General features: G+C 57.1%; 13 protein-coding genes. 4 read left to right on the top strand and 9 right to left on the bottom strand.

What is annotated here, in order from left to right; translation table 11 throughout:
- The first annotated feature begins 3 nt into the window (after nucleotides 1–3).
- Nucleotides 4–969 (top strand): lysophospholipid acyltransferase family protein, encoded by a 966-nt coding sequence (locus FEM03_RS10955; RefSeq protein WP_138086294.1) that lies wholly within the window; start codon nucleotides 4–6, stop codon nucleotides 967–969.
- A gap of 21 nt (nucleotides 970–990) precedes the next feature.
- On the opposite strand, the gene FEM03_RS10950 is transcribed toward FEM03_RS10955, so the two are convergent.
- Entirely contained in the window at nucleotides 991–1,920 is a 930-nt protein-coding gene (locus tag FEM03_RS10950) for an AEC family transporter (protein WP_138086293.1), read from the bottom strand.
- Nucleotides 1,921–1,966: 46 nt separating this feature from the next.
- Nucleotides 1,967–2,986, bottom strand: a complete 1,020-nt coding sequence (locus tag FEM03_RS10945) for a hypothetical protein (RefSeq protein WP_138086292.1) — start codon at nucleotides 2,984–2,986, stop codon at nucleotides 1,967–1,969.
- Nucleotides 2,987–3,095: 109 nt separating this feature from the next.
- Between FEM03_RS10945 and FEM03_RS10940 the strand changes: the two genes are divergently transcribed.
- The 3 genes from FEM03_RS10940 to nadE all read left to right on the top strand — a co-directional run bounded on the left by FEM03_RS10940 (nucleotide 3,096) and on the right by nadE (nucleotide 7,126).
- Entirely contained in the window at nucleotides 3,096–4,706 is a 1,611-nt protein-coding gene (locus tag FEM03_RS10940; protein ID WP_138086291.1) for an FAD-dependent oxidoreductase, read from the top strand.
- Between the two features lie 61 nt (nucleotides 4,707–4,767).
- Nucleotides 4,768–4,992 carry a hypothetical protein gene (locus FEM03_RS10935; RefSeq protein WP_138086290.1) on the top strand — a complete coding sequence of 75 codons (225 nt, stop codon included), beginning with the start codon at nucleotides 4,768–4,770 and terminating at the stop codon, nucleotides 4,990–4,992.
- Between the two features lie 106 nt (nucleotides 4,993–5,098).
- On the top strand, nucleotides 5,099–7,126 hold the full coding sequence (gene nadE / locus FEM03_RS10930; RefSeq protein ID WP_138086289.1) for an NAD(+) synthase: 2,028 nt from the start codon (nucleotides 5,099–5,101) through the stop codon (nucleotides 7,124–7,126).
- Between the two features lie 472 nt (nucleotides 7,127–7,598).
- On the opposite strand, the gene FEM03_RS10925 is transcribed toward nadE, so the two are convergent.
- From FEM03_RS10925 to FEM03_RS10895, 7 genes are all read right to left on the bottom strand, one after another.
- A complete protein-coding gene (locus FEM03_RS10925) occupies nucleotides 7,599–8,099 on the bottom strand; it encodes a hypothetical protein (RefSeq protein ID WP_138086288.1) in 501 nt (166 codons plus the stop codon).
- 72 nt (nucleotides 8,100–8,171) lie between these two features.
- Nucleotides 8,172–8,822 carry an RNA polymerase sigma factor gene (locus tag FEM03_RS10920; protein WP_240772742.1) on the bottom strand — a complete coding sequence of 217 codons (651 nt, stop codon included), beginning with the start codon at nucleotides 8,820–8,822 and terminating at the stop codon, nucleotides 8,172–8,174.
- 55 nt (nucleotides 8,823–8,877) lie between these two features.
- On the bottom strand, nucleotides 8,878–9,189 hold the full coding sequence (locus FEM03_RS10915) for a dihydroneopterin aldolase (RefSeq protein WP_425501959.1): 312 nt from the start codon (nucleotides 9,187–9,189) through the stop codon (nucleotides 8,878–8,880).
- Nucleotides 9,190–9,246: 57 nt separating this feature from the next.
- Nucleotides 9,247–10,278 (bottom strand): NUDIX domain-containing protein, encoded by a 1,032-nt coding sequence (locus tag FEM03_RS10910; RefSeq protein WP_138086286.1) that lies wholly within the window; start codon nucleotides 10,276–10,278, stop codon nucleotides 9,247–9,249.
- A gap of 64 nt (nucleotides 10,279–10,342) precedes the next feature.
- A complete protein-coding gene (locus FEM03_RS10905) occupies nucleotides 10,343–11,827 on the bottom strand; it encodes a glycoside hydrolase family 10-like protein (protein WP_138086285.1) in 1,485 nt (494 codons plus the stop codon).
- Between the two features lie 16 nt (nucleotides 11,828–11,843).
- Entirely contained in the window at nucleotides 11,844–12,176 is a 333-nt protein-coding gene (locus FEM03_RS10900) for a Dabb family protein (protein ID WP_240772741.1), read from the bottom strand.
- A gap of 233 nt (nucleotides 12,177–12,409) precedes the next feature.
- Nucleotides 12,410–14,134: an alginate O-acetyltransferase AlgX-related protein gene (locus tag FEM03_RS10895; RefSeq protein ID WP_166442784.1), complete on the bottom strand. Its 1,725-nt coding sequence runs from the start codon at nucleotides 14,132–14,134 to the stop codon at nucleotides 12,410–12,412.
- Nucleotides 14,135–14,158 lie beyond the last annotated feature (24 nt).

The raw sequence follows: 14,158 nt of genomic DNA, 5'->3' as shown, positions 1-14,158 counted from the left end.
AACGTGAAGAACCTTCGTCCCGCCATCGAAACCGTCCTCGTCCGACTCGCCACCTGGGCGCTGCCCCAATTCCCCCGCCCCCTCATCATTCTGCTCGGCCAGATCTTCGGCTCCATCGCCTACCTCGTCGACTACCGTGGACGCACCACCGCCAAAACCAACCTCTACGCCGCTTTTTCCGACCAAAACATCACCCCCGATCAGGTGCGCCGCATCACCATCGCCTCTTACCACACGTTCGCCCGCACCTTTCTTGACCTCTTCTGGTCCCTTCGGCTCACACGGGACAACATCGACGGACTCTTCCACGACCACCCCGAGGTCCCACAAGCCATCTCCATCGCCAAGCAGAAAGGTGCCATCTGGGTCACCCCCCACTTCGGCAACTTCGAACTCATCAGCCTCATCATGGGATTTCGCGACGTCCCCCTGATCGTCGTCGCCCAAAACTTCAAAAACCCTTCCCTCACCACCATTTTCACCCGCCTTCGTCAAAACAGTGGCCATCGTGTCATTCCCCAGCAAGGCGCCATGCTTCGCCTCATGAAGGAACTCAAGCGCGGCGGACACGTTGCCCTGCTTACCGACCTCACCATCAAACCCAACAAAACCGCCGCCGCCATTGAATGTTTCGGCCTAAAAACCTGCGTCACCACCCTCCACGCCAGCCTTTCCCAACGCCTCGACCTCCCCATCGTCGCCGGCCTCTGCACCCCATTCGACGACGGCAGTTATCATTTCCAATTCAAGATCCTCCACCCCACCGACTATCCCACGCCCGCCGCCATGTCCCAGGCCGCCTGGGATCACTTCGAAATCCACATCCGCCAGCGCCCCGAATGCTGGCTATGGATGTATAAACACTGGCGTTACCTTCCCGGTCTCGAACCCGACCCCAAATACCCTGACTACGCCAACACCAGCCGACCCTTCCGTGACATGCTCGGCCAAGTCAAAAGGGAGAAGTGAAAAGAGAAAAGTGCTTCTCCCTCAGCCTTTCAATAGGGCGAGCGTGACGGTCGTCGTCACCATGCTAAAAATCGTGCTGTAATACACCGCCGAAGTCGCAAACGACACGTCCCCTTCAAACTCATGCGCCAGCAGCGCTGTGTTCACCGCCGTCGGTGCCCCCGCCGCTAATATCAGCGACCCCGCCACCAGCGGCGAAAATCCCAGCACATTCACCAACCCCACCGCCACCAGCGGTCCCATCACCAGTCGCGTCCCCAACGCCGCCCAAAGCGGCGCCCTAAACGGTTCCGGTCGCGTCTGCGACATCTGCACCCCCAACGTCACCAGCGCGAATCCAATCAACCCCGACTGCAACAAGTCCAACGGCTGCCAAAGCCAGTTTACCTCCTGCACCCTCCAGCCCATCCATCGGCACAACATTCCCGCCATCAGCGCATACAACGTCGGCTGCCGCAGCACCTTCATCAGTGTCCGCCAGTGCTGCCCCACATCACCCACCTCGCCCTTCTTCTGCGCCAGGAACAGCCCGATCGTAAACGTCGCCACATTCATCGTCGCCAGCACATACACCTGCACCGCCGCCCCCTCGTGACCAAACGCCAGCGTCACCAACGGCAGCCCGTAGTTGCCGCAATTGTAAAACATTGTCGCCAATCCCAGCGCCCGCTTGCGTTGCTCATTCAAGCCCAGCAGCCGACCCAACACCGCACTCGCCACGAACATGGCAAAGATCGTCGCCATCGTGAAACCCACAATCTTCAAAGCCTCGCCCTCCCCCAGTTCCGTATCCAGCACCCGGCAAAAAATGAACGCCGGCACCAACAAATAAATGTTCAGCTTCACCAGCGTCTCAAGGTGCAGCCTAAACTTCCGATCCAACACCCACCCCAACCCCACCACCACAAAAATCGGCGCACAAACATTCAGAAACAGCTCAAACAAAAACATCGCGCTTCCTTTACCCCTTCGCCCTCATCCCTTCATCTAGATAAAATCAATTCTCGTGTTCCGTGGAGATCAACAACCAGTCATCATCCACACTCTCCTGCAACACCGGCACCACCTGCCCCTCGGCGTTCAACTGCGATAGAATGTTCAACTTGGGCGGAATATACCCGCTCGCTATGCACAGGAACTGATACAAGAACGACCGCTTCGGCGTGTAGGGTTGATTGTGCCAGAAATACCGTCTCTCGCGTTCCTTGCCCTCATTCAATTCCGCTTCAAACAGGCCCCGCTCCCGATCATCCGCAAACTTCACATAATCCAGCACCCCGCCCTTCAGCGACTTCAGTGCCTGCGCCTCGGCCATCCAGTTGCGCACACAAACCCACCGCTCCCAATCTGCCCCCGACTCCTCCGCCGGCTTCGCATCTTCCAGCACCTGCTGCATCAACACCTCATAAAAATCCGGTCGCTTGATGTCGATCCCCTCCCAGCCAAACCCATCAAACATGTTCCGACCACCCACAATATTTCCATACCACTGACTCGGAATTCCCTGCGGATTTTCCTTGAACCCCGCAAACTTCAACGCCCGCTTCACCTCGTCCGAAAGTTCCGCCAGCTCCGGGAAAAAATCATACTTCACCGGCGGACTGATCAACAACACCGGCTTGAACTGCAATCTCGCCACAATAATCTCATGCACCGTCCCCACGCTGTAAACATTCGTCGGCACAAAGGCCACGACAAAGTCCGACAAATCCGTCATCCTTAAATCGATGTGCACCGTCTCCCAAAAATCGCGCTCAAACTGCACCCTCGTCTGCGCATTGGTCCAGAAATCCGCCTCATACTGCTCCTTGTTCGGCAACACCCCTTCCTGACCATAATTGCTATGCCCGCGAATGATCGGCTTGTTCCACGGATCCAACACCCGGATCGAAAACCCTTTTAAGATCGGTGTCAAAATCGCCCTCCAACCCAGATACTTTTCAATCACCCGCGACCCCACAAAATCCATCGGACCAGACAGATAACAGCGCGTCTTCTCCAGAATATTGTCGCTCATAAGCGCCTAACCATCCCCCCATCCCGACACTCCGCCAGCAAAAAATCATTTTCCTCTGTCCAAGCCTTCCGCAACCGGACTGCACTCCATACCACCGAATCTTCCTCCCATGAAAAAACTCTGGCACATTCTCCTGCTCTCCCTGACTAGCCTCGTCCACACCCAAGCTCAACCCCAAACCCTCAACACCGACATCGTCGTCTACAGCGGCGTCCCCTGTGGCATCGCTGCCGCCATCACTGCCGCCCGCGAGGGAGCCAGCGTCATCCTCATCGAACCCGAGAAACACGTCGGCGGACTCAGCACCAGCGGCATCAACACCGCCGAATCCGAGCACATGCTCAAATGGACCATCGGCGGTTTTTCCGACGAATTCTACCCCCGGCTCGGCACGCACTACGGCACCAACCAACCCGAATACTACTTCGAATCCAGCGTCGCCCAGAAAACCTACGACGCCATGCTCGCCGAAACCAAAGTCGACATCCGCTACGGAGCCAGCGTCACCCAAGTCCACAAAACCGGCCCCCGCATCACTCACATCACCCTCACCGACGGCACCATCATCAACGCCAAACAATTCATCGATGCCAGCTACGAAGGAGACCTCATGGCCCGCGCTGGCGTCAGCTACACCATCGGTCGCGAATCTAAAGCCCAGTTCAACGAGGAAGCCGCCGGCATCCGTTTCGACAAAACTCCACGCACCGCCCGCACCACCGACGACAGTGGCAATCTCCTCCCCGGCATCAGCGGCTGGGCCAAGGACTACACCGAAGGCGACGCCCATCCCGCGCCCATGAACTACAACTTCCGCCTCACCGTCGCCAAAGATCCCAATCTCCAGGTTCCCATCCCCGCCCCAAAAAATTACGATCCCAACCGCTACGCCATCCTCGCCCACTGGTTTCGTGATCAGACCGCCAAAAACAAACCCACCAAGCTCGACAACATCCTCGACCTCTACAAACGCCGCAACGGCAAGTTCGAACTCAACAACAAACAAGCCGCTGTCATTTCCCTCGGCCACTTCGGCGGCCAGTTCACCTGGTCCGACGCCAGCTACGACCAACGCAAAACCATCTACAACGATCACCTCGACTACACCCTTGGTCTCCTCCATTTTCTCGCCAGCGACCCCGCCGTCCCCACCCATGTTCAGGACGAAATGAAATCCCTCGGCCTCCACAAAGACGAGTTCACTGACAACCACCACCTCCCCTACCAGCTCTACGTCCGCGAAGCCCGCCGCATGATCGGCGAAACCATCGTCACCCAGCACGACGTCACCACCGACCGACGCAAATCCGATACCATCGGCAACTCCAGCCACTTCATCGACAGCCATCACGTCCAACGCCTCGCCCTCTCCCCTACCGAATTCATCAACGAAGGCCGCATCTGGCGCATGGGTTACGCCTATCAAATCCCCTACCGCTCACTCACTCCCAAAGCCGAGCAAACCACCAACCTCCTCGTCCCCTGCGCCGCCAGCTTCACCCACGTCGCCTTCTGCACCCTGCGACTTGAAAGCGTCTGGATGATCACCGGACAAGCCGCCGGCCTTGCCGCCCAACAAGCCATCAAAGAAGAAGTCCCCGTCCAGTCCATCAACATCCAAGCCCTCCAGGAAAAACTCCGCCAACAAAACCAGGTCATCGACTTCATCCCCGGCCAGCCCGAAAAAGCCACCGACCTCAACGGTCCCCCAGAATTTTAAACAGCCGCGCAAGTCGCAAATCAGCGCCATTCCAGTCGGCATGGCACCACCCAATTGCTCGATGCTTGAACCGGACAGCTTCGTCCTCAGTGATTCGATTGAACTGCCGGCAGACGAAACCTTCGAGACCAATCAAATCCCCAGTCCCGATTCAGTCGGCATGAAAACTCACCTCATTGACGAAGAAGAGCCCAACACCGATGACGAAACGCTGCATCCCAAAGAAGATCTCTCACATGGCGATGAAGGCGTTGACGACCCCCAGCCGCCCCTAGGGACCGAATAGCAATCTGCCTGACATCCCGTCTTCCGCGTGATGAATTCAGGTGAATTTGTGCCTGGTTGTGGTTTAAGTTGCGTCCCCACCGAAGCGCTCCCTCTTCAATCCACGCATGAAACTCCTGCATCTCGCCGCTGCCGTTTTGAATCAGACTCCGCTCGATTGGCACGGTAATGCCTCCCGGATTTTGAAGGCGGTCAGATCCGCGCGTGCCCAGCGAGCCACCGTCCTCTGCCTTCCCGAACTCTGCATCACCGGTTATGGCTGCGAGGATGCCTTCCTCAGCTCCAACACCTGCCAGCGAGCCTGGGCAACCCTGCAAAAATTGCTTCCCGAAACCAGGGGGTTGATCGTCGCCTTCGGCCTCCCCGTGCTCCATCAAAACGCGGTTTTCAACTGCGTGGCACTGGCCGTGGACGGCAGGCTCCTCGGCCTCGTCGCCAAACGCCATCTGGCTGGCGATGGACTCCACTACGAACCCCGCTGGTTCAAAGCCTGGCCGGTGCAAAAGCGAGACATTCACATCACCCCCGAAGGCGAATCCATCCCCATCGGCGATCTGTTGTTCGATGTCGGTGGCATCCGCATCGGTTTCGAAATTTGCGAAGACGCCTGGGTCGCCCAACGTCCCGGCGTTCTGCTGGCCGCCCACGGAGCCGACCTCATCCTCAATCCCAGCGCCAGTCACTTCGCCTTCGGCAAAACCGAAATCCGCAAACGTTTTGTCCTCGAAGGCTCGCGCGCTTTTGGGGTCAGTTACATCTACGCCAACCTCGTCGGCAATGAAGCCGGTCGCGCCATCTACGACGGCGATGCCATGATCGCCAGTGGTGGACGCCTCATTGCCGAAGGTCCGCGCTTCACTTTCGAAGAGTGCCGCGTCACCACCGCCACCGTTGATGTGGAACTCACCCGGCTCATGCAGGCCCGCACCGCCAGCCATCGCCCCTCGCTCATCACCGATCAGCATCTGCTCGTCAGCTCGCCCTTTCTCTGGCCGGATATCTCCCTGGCCGATGCGCCGCCACCTCCAACGCTGAGCGATTGGGAGCATCAACCCCGGCAAAAACACGAAGAGTTCTCCCGCGCCGCCGCCCTTGGTCTGTTCGATTACATGCGCAAGAGCCGGTCGCGCGGATTTATTGTCTCCCTCAGCGGCGGAGCCGATTCTGCCGCCATTTCCTGCCTGGTGGCTCTAATGGTCGAATTCGCCGTCGACGAACTCGGAGTCGACCGCTTCGTTCAAATCCTTTCGTCTCCGGGTTGGAAGCTGGACATCCTCTCCGATGGCAACCACCGCAAGCTTGTTCGGCAGTTGCTGACGACCGCCTATCAATCGACCGACAACAGTGGCCCTGTCACCAAACAAGCCGCCTTCGATATCGCGGAAGCCCTCGGTGCCCATCACTACGAACTCGATGTCAGCGCGATCCATCAAGCCTACGTTTCCACCATCGAACACGCCTTGGGACGACAACTGGAATGGAAAACCGACGACATCGCGTTGCAGAACATCCAGGCACGCGTTCGCTCCCCCGGCATCTGGATGCTCGCGAACATCAACGGTGCCCTGCTTCTCTCCACCAGCAATCGCAGTGAAGCCGCTGTTGGTTACGCCACCATGGACGGTGACACCAGCGGCGGGCTCGCCCCAATTGCCGGCATCGACAAGGCATGGTTGCGCGAGTGGCTGAGTTGGATGGAAACTGAAGGACCACTCATCGGCTCCCAGACCTTCGCCATCCCGACGCTCCGGGCCGTCAACGTTCAGCAGCCCACGGCCGAGCTTCGTCCCCCTGATCAAGCCCAGACCGACGAAAACGATCTCATGCCCTACCCGCTGCTCGATGCCATCGAGCGTGCTGCCATCCGAGACAAACAAGGTCCGATGGATGTCTTCAAGATCATGCGCGTGCAGTTCCCCGACATCGAGGCCGCCCAATTGGGCGAGTGGACCGACCGCTTCTTCCGACTGTGGAGTCGCAACCAATGGAAGCGCGAACGCTACGCCCCCAGCTTCCATTATGACGATGAGAACCTCGACCCGAAAACGTGGTGCCGCTGGCCCATCCTGAGCGGCGGATTCGAAATCGAACTCGCCGAGCTGCGCAACTATCTCTCGCAGAATCCAGCGCTGTGATTCCACCCATGATTTCCCAGCTTCAATCCTCCGACCGTGCATCGCGACCGAAGGAATGGAGTCACACCCAGCCGCTTGGAGAGCCAGTTTTACAAGGGTCGCCCCCTTGATAAGACGATGCAGCAAATACCGTCCTCATCCGTGATCGCTCCGGGGCTGCGTCCCAACGGGACGCCTCATAAAAGCCCGGCACCCAGTGCCGGGTTCGTTTCAAAACATGAGTTGCGTCCTGTGAGGACGCTTAATGCGGAGAAATGACTGCTCCGCCCCTAAAATGAAGCGTCCCGACAGGACGCCACCTGTGCGACTCCTTAACCCGGCACCTTCTGCCGGCTTTTATGAGTCGTCCCGTTGGGACGGGCGGCTAGACCGACGGCTTGACTTTTGAGATCAAAAAATCCGCGATGCGCCGACAAAAAAACCGCGATTGCTCGCGGCCTTTTGTTAAAATCTAAATCACCTGACCAGCCCTTCACCTTTGTGGCTCGAGCGTGAACCCAACAGGAAGCAACCCACCGTGTTGAGTATCGAACGGCTGCTCAAATTGCGGAGACTGAACCACAGGACGGCGCTCCTCGTTCGCAAAAATCCCATCATAATGACGGCTCAACAAATACTCCGCCACTTCTTGATCCGTGATCGGCATCCCAGCCGCCGCCACATCAACTGACGCGCTAGGCACAGCATGCTGGGCCAATGATCCTGAGCTGGAAATCTCACCCGCTGGCTTCATCGCCAACCATCCCACGCCTACAACCGCCACGGCTGCGGTCGCCCATGCCAGTTTGGGAGCAAAAAATCCCTCAAAATAAGTTTCCATTCTTTCCCAAAGCAATCCACGGGCGGAGCTTTGCAACAATTCAGCACGCTGGCGCTGTTGAAATGACCGGACAAAGTCGTCTACGAAATCTTCGGGGGGTTGCTCATGTCGCTTGAGCCTGATCAATCTCTGAATGTCATCGAAGTCGCTCATAGGTGGAGTATAATTTACACTGAAGGTAGGAAATTCATCAAAGTGGTCGAGTCGTTTTAGATGAAGAATCGATTATCTGAAGTCTTCCAAATAGTTCTGCAATTGCCGGTGGGCATAGAAGAGCCGCGAACGGACCGTGCCTTCACTGACTCCCAAGATTTTGCTGATTTCTGAATGCTGCAAACCTTGAATGTCATAGAGGGTCACCACTGTTCGGTGGTCTTCTGACAGCTTCTGCATCGACTCGTTCAACCTTTTTTGCAGTTCATGAACATTAACATCCTTCAAGGGATTTCCCCCAGAGGTGAGCTTGATGAAATCCGGGTCATTTTGAATCCCGTTGTCCACATCATCCAGGCTCAACTTCGTGTAGCGACCACGCTTTTTCAGGAAATTCAGCGTCATGTTCACGCTGATGGAATAAATCCATGTGTAGAACGTGCTTTTGCCCTGAAAGCGCTTCAAAGAACGGTAGGCTTTGGCAAAAATGTCCTGCAACAAGTCAGCCGTGTCATCACGGTTCGACGTCATGTTGTAGACCAGCCCATAAAGCTTGGGCGTGTATTTGCGGACCAGATCATCGAACGCGTGCGTGTCGCCGTTCTGGGAACGGACGATCAAATCGTAATCCGGGTCGGTGGAGGTAGGCAGCTCAGACATCTTGGCTTGCCCGATCCATGACCCGATGGTGGAAGGTGCTTTTGTAGGGGATAACAAATTCATGACTCATCCTGGTTAGCAAAACTGCGGGATGACGCCCACGCAAGCGTTTCTTAATCTACGCCTGCGATTCCCGGATTCGATGCATTCGAACAGCAACAAAATCGGTGCCGGGCAAAATTCGCTTCTTCAGCATTACCTCCACTTCCATTACTCCATCGGCATTCAGCACCAGTGCCACCAGCTCCGCCGCCAACGTTTCCAACAACTGCCGCGGCCTCTCCGCCGCCAGCGCCTTCACCGCATCGCTCAACTCCGCATAGTTCACCGTCTCTGACAAATCGTCAGCCATCTCATCAAACCCACGCGCCAGCTTCAGCCGGATGTCTGCACGCAACACCTGCCACGCAGCACGCTCCGCTTCCGGCACTCCAATGCGCACCGGCAACTCCAATCCCTGAATCAAAATTTCATCACTCATGGCAATTCATCTCTTTTTTTGGGCGACCTCTTCGATCAACCATCGCGTCGGTTTGTTCAAATCCATGTTCAAAGCCTCCTCCATCAAAACCCAACAAAACTCTTCCGCTTCGTCATTCAATGTGACCTCAATGTCATCATCACCCACGACTGTCGCCGTGTAGTTCAACAACACAAAATGCGCAGACGACTCAAACTCCTCGGGCTCAATGCAATCCTGCACCATCACCAACTCAACGTCGCCGATCTCCAATCCCGTCTCCTCCATCGTCTCACGGTGCAAGGCATCCATCGCCGACTCCCCACGTCGAATCTTCCCACCGGCAATCCCCCACCTGTTCTGCCACTTGTGTGTGCGCACCAGCAGCACCTTCCCCTTCGAATCAAAAATCAACGCCCCCACGGTCGCCACCGGCAGCGCCCCACCCAACAGCAACGACAGCTTCGACAAATCCGGCAACACCACGTCAGGAACCGACTCCATCAACAACGCCACCGACTCATATCCCGTTGCCACCGCCACCGACAGCACCCCACCCGCCTTCCCCGCATCGATATCATGGCGCATGTCGCCCACAAACGCCGTATCCTCCGGTCTCATCTTCATCTCCGCCAGCAACTCATGCACCGCGATCCGTTTGTCGATGATCCCACCCCAGATCGCCTCAAAAAAATGCGTCACCCCATTTGCTTCCGCCTGCGCCCGCACATGTTCTTCAGGCGCACTGCTCATCACCACCATCCGCCTCCCTGTCGCCACACCAAACTCCAGAAACTCCCTCGCAAACGGCAGCATCGGCACCACCGAATGATCCGATGGAAAATGTTTCATGTATTGCTCCTTCACCGACTCCAGCGAGATCCCTGGCAACACGTCCTGATAAAACTCCGTGTAAGGCAGCCGGAACAAACGTCGAAACTCCTCCCGATCCATCACCGCACGGCCATGATGTCCGAGCACTCCATTGGTCGCCGTCAAAACTGCCGCCAAATCATCCGCCAGCGTCCCCGACCAGTCAAAAATCAGATTTCGAATCATTCATCCCTGACCTGCAACCAAATCGCCACCAAGCCAAGCAAATTCCCTTCAATCACCACCTGCCTCACCGCACCAACGCAGGCTCACTCGCCATCCCGGTGTGCCCTATCGCACGGACTGACAATCCCGTCATCTCCTTGGTCAATGCAAAACTCCGCACGTCCGAAGGCAGCAGTTTCTTGTCGACCCACCGGCCGTTCTCAAAACTCTGCACCAGCCACCATTTCACAAAAGAATCCAGCCGATTGTCCGCATATCCCCAGGTTGCCGATCCCGCCTCCAGCTTCATCAAAGGTGCCGCCGGTTTCTCACTTCCCAACCATGCCGCCGACGGCGGGATCGCCATGTTCTGATAGGCCCGCTGCACACACAGGTCCGCCAGTGTCCCCTTGTTTTTCGCCAGCGCCGTGAAGTTCCAGTGAATGTGCCCCGGCGGCATGTAGTTCCCCCGCATTCGGGTATGACTGATCTGCTTCAAAATCTCATGCGGCTGCCGGTCCTTCAACACCCTCTCCGACGCCATCCCCGGCCACACATGCCGACGCGCCGTGTTTTGCGAAATCCACCAGTCGAACAACAACGGGAAACTCAAATTCTTCGGCTCCGACGGCCAATAAAGCTGCGGCGCAAAATAGTCACACCAGCCCGCCTGCAACCACCGCAACGAATCCGCGCCAAGGTCCTCAAACGCATCCAACGCCCCCTTCGCAATCCCCGCCGGGTTGTTTGGTCTCCAAATTCCAAACGGACTGATCCCAAACCTCACCCATCTCTTCTCCGCCTTGATCGCCGTATACAACCTCTGGACAAATCCATCCACATTCGCCCGACGCCACTCCGGTCTCGTCAGTCCACCACCGGTCGCCTTGTAGGCATTCCATGAACGATCATCAGGAAACTCAATCTTGTTTCCCGCCTTGTCCTTGATCGGATACGGATAAAAATAGTCATCCAGGTGGATGCCATCCACATCATAACGGCGCACCACATCCGTGATCACGTCAATCCCCAGCTGCTGCACCCCACGCTCCCCAGGGCACATCCACGTGTAATTCCCATACTTCCAGCACCACTCCGGATGCCGCGCGGCAATGTGTTTGCCCGTTCCCTTATGCTTTGTGTTCGCCAGCGCACGATAAGGATTGAACCACGCATGCACCTCAATGCCCCGCGCATGACACTCCTTGACCATGAACTCCAACGGATCCCAGGGCGGATTCGGTGCCCGACCCATCACGCCGGTGAAATACGGCGACCACGGCTCCAGATCCGACTTGTAAACCGCATCGCCCGCGGGTCGCACCTGAAAAATCAACGCATTCAACCGCAACTGTGAAGCCTTCTCGATGATCTGCAAAAGCTCCTTCTGCTGCTTCGCCGATGGATCGCCAGGCTCAAACGGCCAGTCCACCCCATGCACCGTCGCCACCCACGCCCCCCGAAATTCCCGCAACGGCAACGGCGGAGCGGGCATCTGCGCTGACACAGTAGCCGGAGCCACGCCAGTCACCGCTACCAACACCCCGACCAGCCATCGCAAATTGATCATCTTGAGAAAGAAAACCTCACTTCGTCGCCACGTAATCGACCACCAGCACCTTGTCGAGGATCTCCCTCAACCCGGCACCAAACGCCTTGTGATCGGGATGTGGCAGATACACCTCAAGACCCGCCTTGTCCTTGAACGTCACAAAAAAGCAATGCGTGAACCCGTCATCCTTGCCCTCTGGACTCACGTTCGTCCCCCACTCAAAATCCACAATCGTGTCAATCTTCCCCGGCAGCGCCTTGAACGCCTCCTCCACTCCCTTCACCTGTTCCGGCGTCGCCGACTCCTTGAATTTGAACAACACAATGTGGCGGTAAGGAGCCTCAGCAGAAACAGACGATGCATTCATAAAAAACAACAGTAGCAGAGTAACAACAGCGAAAGCTTTCATAAGCTCAAATGGAACCCCAGACGAACGAAATCGTCAATGCTTCTTATAGTAATCGGCCCTGGAATGAGTGCGAGCACCTCACCACCATCACCTCCACACTGGGATCATGGACGTTTTCCACAAACCACCACTGGGACAACCGACGTTTCGTCGGTCTTCAGTCCACTAGCAAAATCTTACTTCCCCATTCATCACTCCATCACCTCTGCCTTCTCCACAAACCACCGCTCCGCATCAAACACCGATGTCGTGTCCTCCAGATTCAAACCCTGCAACTCCGGCTTCGAATCCCAAGGCACCAACGTCAACCGATACCGGCCTCCCTCGGCAAAATCCGAAGTTGGCTGCATCACCTTGTCCCTGAACGTCCACTGAATCCCGATCACCTGCTGCGCCTCCAATTTTCCCTCCACCACCTTCTCCACATCATACACCGCCGCATGCAACGCCTCCCGATACGGAGTGCCCACCGGACTCTGGTTCGGCGACTTCTCACTCAACATCGCCTCCACCACCACCCGCATCTCCCCATTGCTCGCTACCGCCACTTCAGCCCCAGCCTTGCTCTTGTTCGGATTAAATTCCACGAATCCCCACTCAATGTCCGCCTGCTTCGCCGCGCTTCGGCTCAACAACACATCCCGCGCCGCAATCACCCAAACCACCACCTTCTTCGACCGCACCTCGTCATCTGGACGCCGCGCAAACTCCTTCCTTACCTCCGTCGAACCCCGCCCGTTCATTGCAATCACATCCAGAGGCTGCTGCAACACCACCGCCAGCTGCTCCGCAAAACCCGCCCGCATCCTCGGCTCTTGAAGATTGTCCACCGCCGGATCATCAAACCCCAAACTCGCATCATCATAAATGTTCACAAAACTGTCCCCCAACAGAACCAGGCCACTCTCACGACTGCGGGCTCCCTCACCGATCACCCGCAGAAACGCCTCCTCTTTCGCAAACATCCTGTCCGCATCTTTCGGGTCCAGCAAATGCACCAGGTCCCCCAAGCTGCTCCTCATCACCCCGTCCTCCGCCCGGATCATCTCCTCCACCGGCTCCAATAAATCCCCATGATTCTCCCGCAAATACCCCGCCACCTTCTCCGCCGCCACCCGCATCGCTTCCGGACTCCAATGCGTGTCCTGCATCAAAAACGCCTTCTGTAACTTCCGCGCATCCTCCTGCGCCTGTGCCACCGCCTCTCTGTCGCGCCGGTCCGGATCGCGCACGAACACATGCTGACGCTTGCTGCGCACCTTCGCCAGATCAGGCGTCAAATCCAACACCTCCACCCCTTCCCGACGCAGCAACTCATAAAATGCCGGTGCATCCGGGTGGGTGATCCACTCATTCGTGATCAACGGCGAAACATGCTCTGGATAAATCATCGGTTTCAACGGCACCGGCACCAACACCAATTTCACCCCGCGCTCCTCCAACTGTTTTGCAAACGCCACAATCACATCCCGCGTCTCCGGCAGCTTCGCCAACTCCGGTGCCTTCATCACACTCACCGGCTCCTTCTTCAAAGGACCGTGCCCCGTCAATGCCCTCAAGTCGGGCGGATAAAACAACCACCCCTCATAGCCAATAAACGACTTCCGATTTCCCAACGCAAACTCCCTCGTCAGCCAGCCCTGCGTCGTCTGCCGCATCCAAGTGCTATACCCCGCCGCATCCAGCCCGCCCTCCACCGCGCGAATATGCGCCAGCAACGTCGTCTCCTTCGGCTTCCACCCCAGCAACCTCCCCACCGGACTCTCCGCCCACTTTTCCTTCAGCCCCTTGTCCACATGCTCCACCAAAGGCGGCACGCTCAACAACAACATGAACACCACCGCCACCACCCACGCCACCCCGTGGCCAATCTCAAACACCGTGTGATCGCGCTCTTCCGCGTAAGGATTATGCATCTGCGACATACAAAAATTTCTAGG

The organism is Phragmitibacter flavus (genome assembly GCF_005780165.1).
GTDB classification, from domain to species: Bacteria; Verrucomicrobiota; Verrucomicrobiia; order Verrucomicrobiales; family Verrucomicrobiaceae; genus Phragmitibacter; species Phragmitibacter flavus.
The sequence above is the reverse complement of the archived record's forward strand: the minus strand, read 5'-3'. Positions and strand labels throughout refer to the sequence as shown.

Excerpts from the sequence above, each read along its gene's own strand:
- FEM03_RS10900 (WP_240772741.1), bottom strand. The coding sequence starts at position 12,176 with ATGAATGCATCGTCTGTTTCTGCTGAGGCTCCTTACCGCCACATTGTG.
- FEM03_RS10910 (WP_138086286.1), bottom strand. The coding sequence starts at position 10,278 with ATGATTCGAAATCTGATTTTTGACTGGTCGGGGACGCTGGCGGATGAT.
- FEM03_RS10950 (WP_138086293.1), bottom strand. The coding sequence starts at position 1,920 with ATGTTTTTGTTTGAGCTGTTTCTGAATGTTTGTGCGCCGATTTTTGTG.
- FEM03_RS10895 (WP_166442784.1), bottom strand. The coding sequence starts at position 14,134 with ATGCATAATCCTTACGCGGAAGAGCGCGATCACACGGTGTTTGAGATT.
- FEM03_RS10925 (WP_138086288.1), bottom strand. The coding sequence starts at position 8,099 with ATGAGCGACTTCGATGACATTCAGAGATTGATCAGGCTCAAGCGACAT.
- FEM03_RS10935 (WP_138086290.1), top strand. The coding sequence starts at position 4,768 with ATGCTTGAACCGGACAGCTTCGTCCTCAGTGATTCGATTGAACTGCCG.
- FEM03_RS10905 (WP_138086285.1), bottom strand. The coding sequence starts at position 11,827 with ATGATCAATTTGCGATGGCTGGTCGGGGTGTTGGTAGCGGTGACTGGC.
- FEM03_RS10920 (WP_240772742.1), bottom strand. The coding sequence starts at position 8,822 with ATGAATTTGTTATCCCCTACAAAAGCACCTTCCACCATCGGGTCATGG.
- FEM03_RS10945 (WP_138086292.1), bottom strand. The coding sequence starts at position 2,986 with ATGAGCGACAATATTCTGGAGAAGACGCGCTGTTATCTGTCTGGTCCG.
- nadE (WP_138086289.1), top strand. The coding sequence starts at position 5,099 with ATGAAACTCCTGCATCTCGCCGCTGCCGTTTTGAATCAGACTCCGCTC.
- FEM03_RS10940 (WP_138086291.1), top strand. The coding sequence starts at position 3,096 with ATGAAAAAACTCTGGCACATTCTCCTGCTCTCCCTGACTAGCCTCGTC.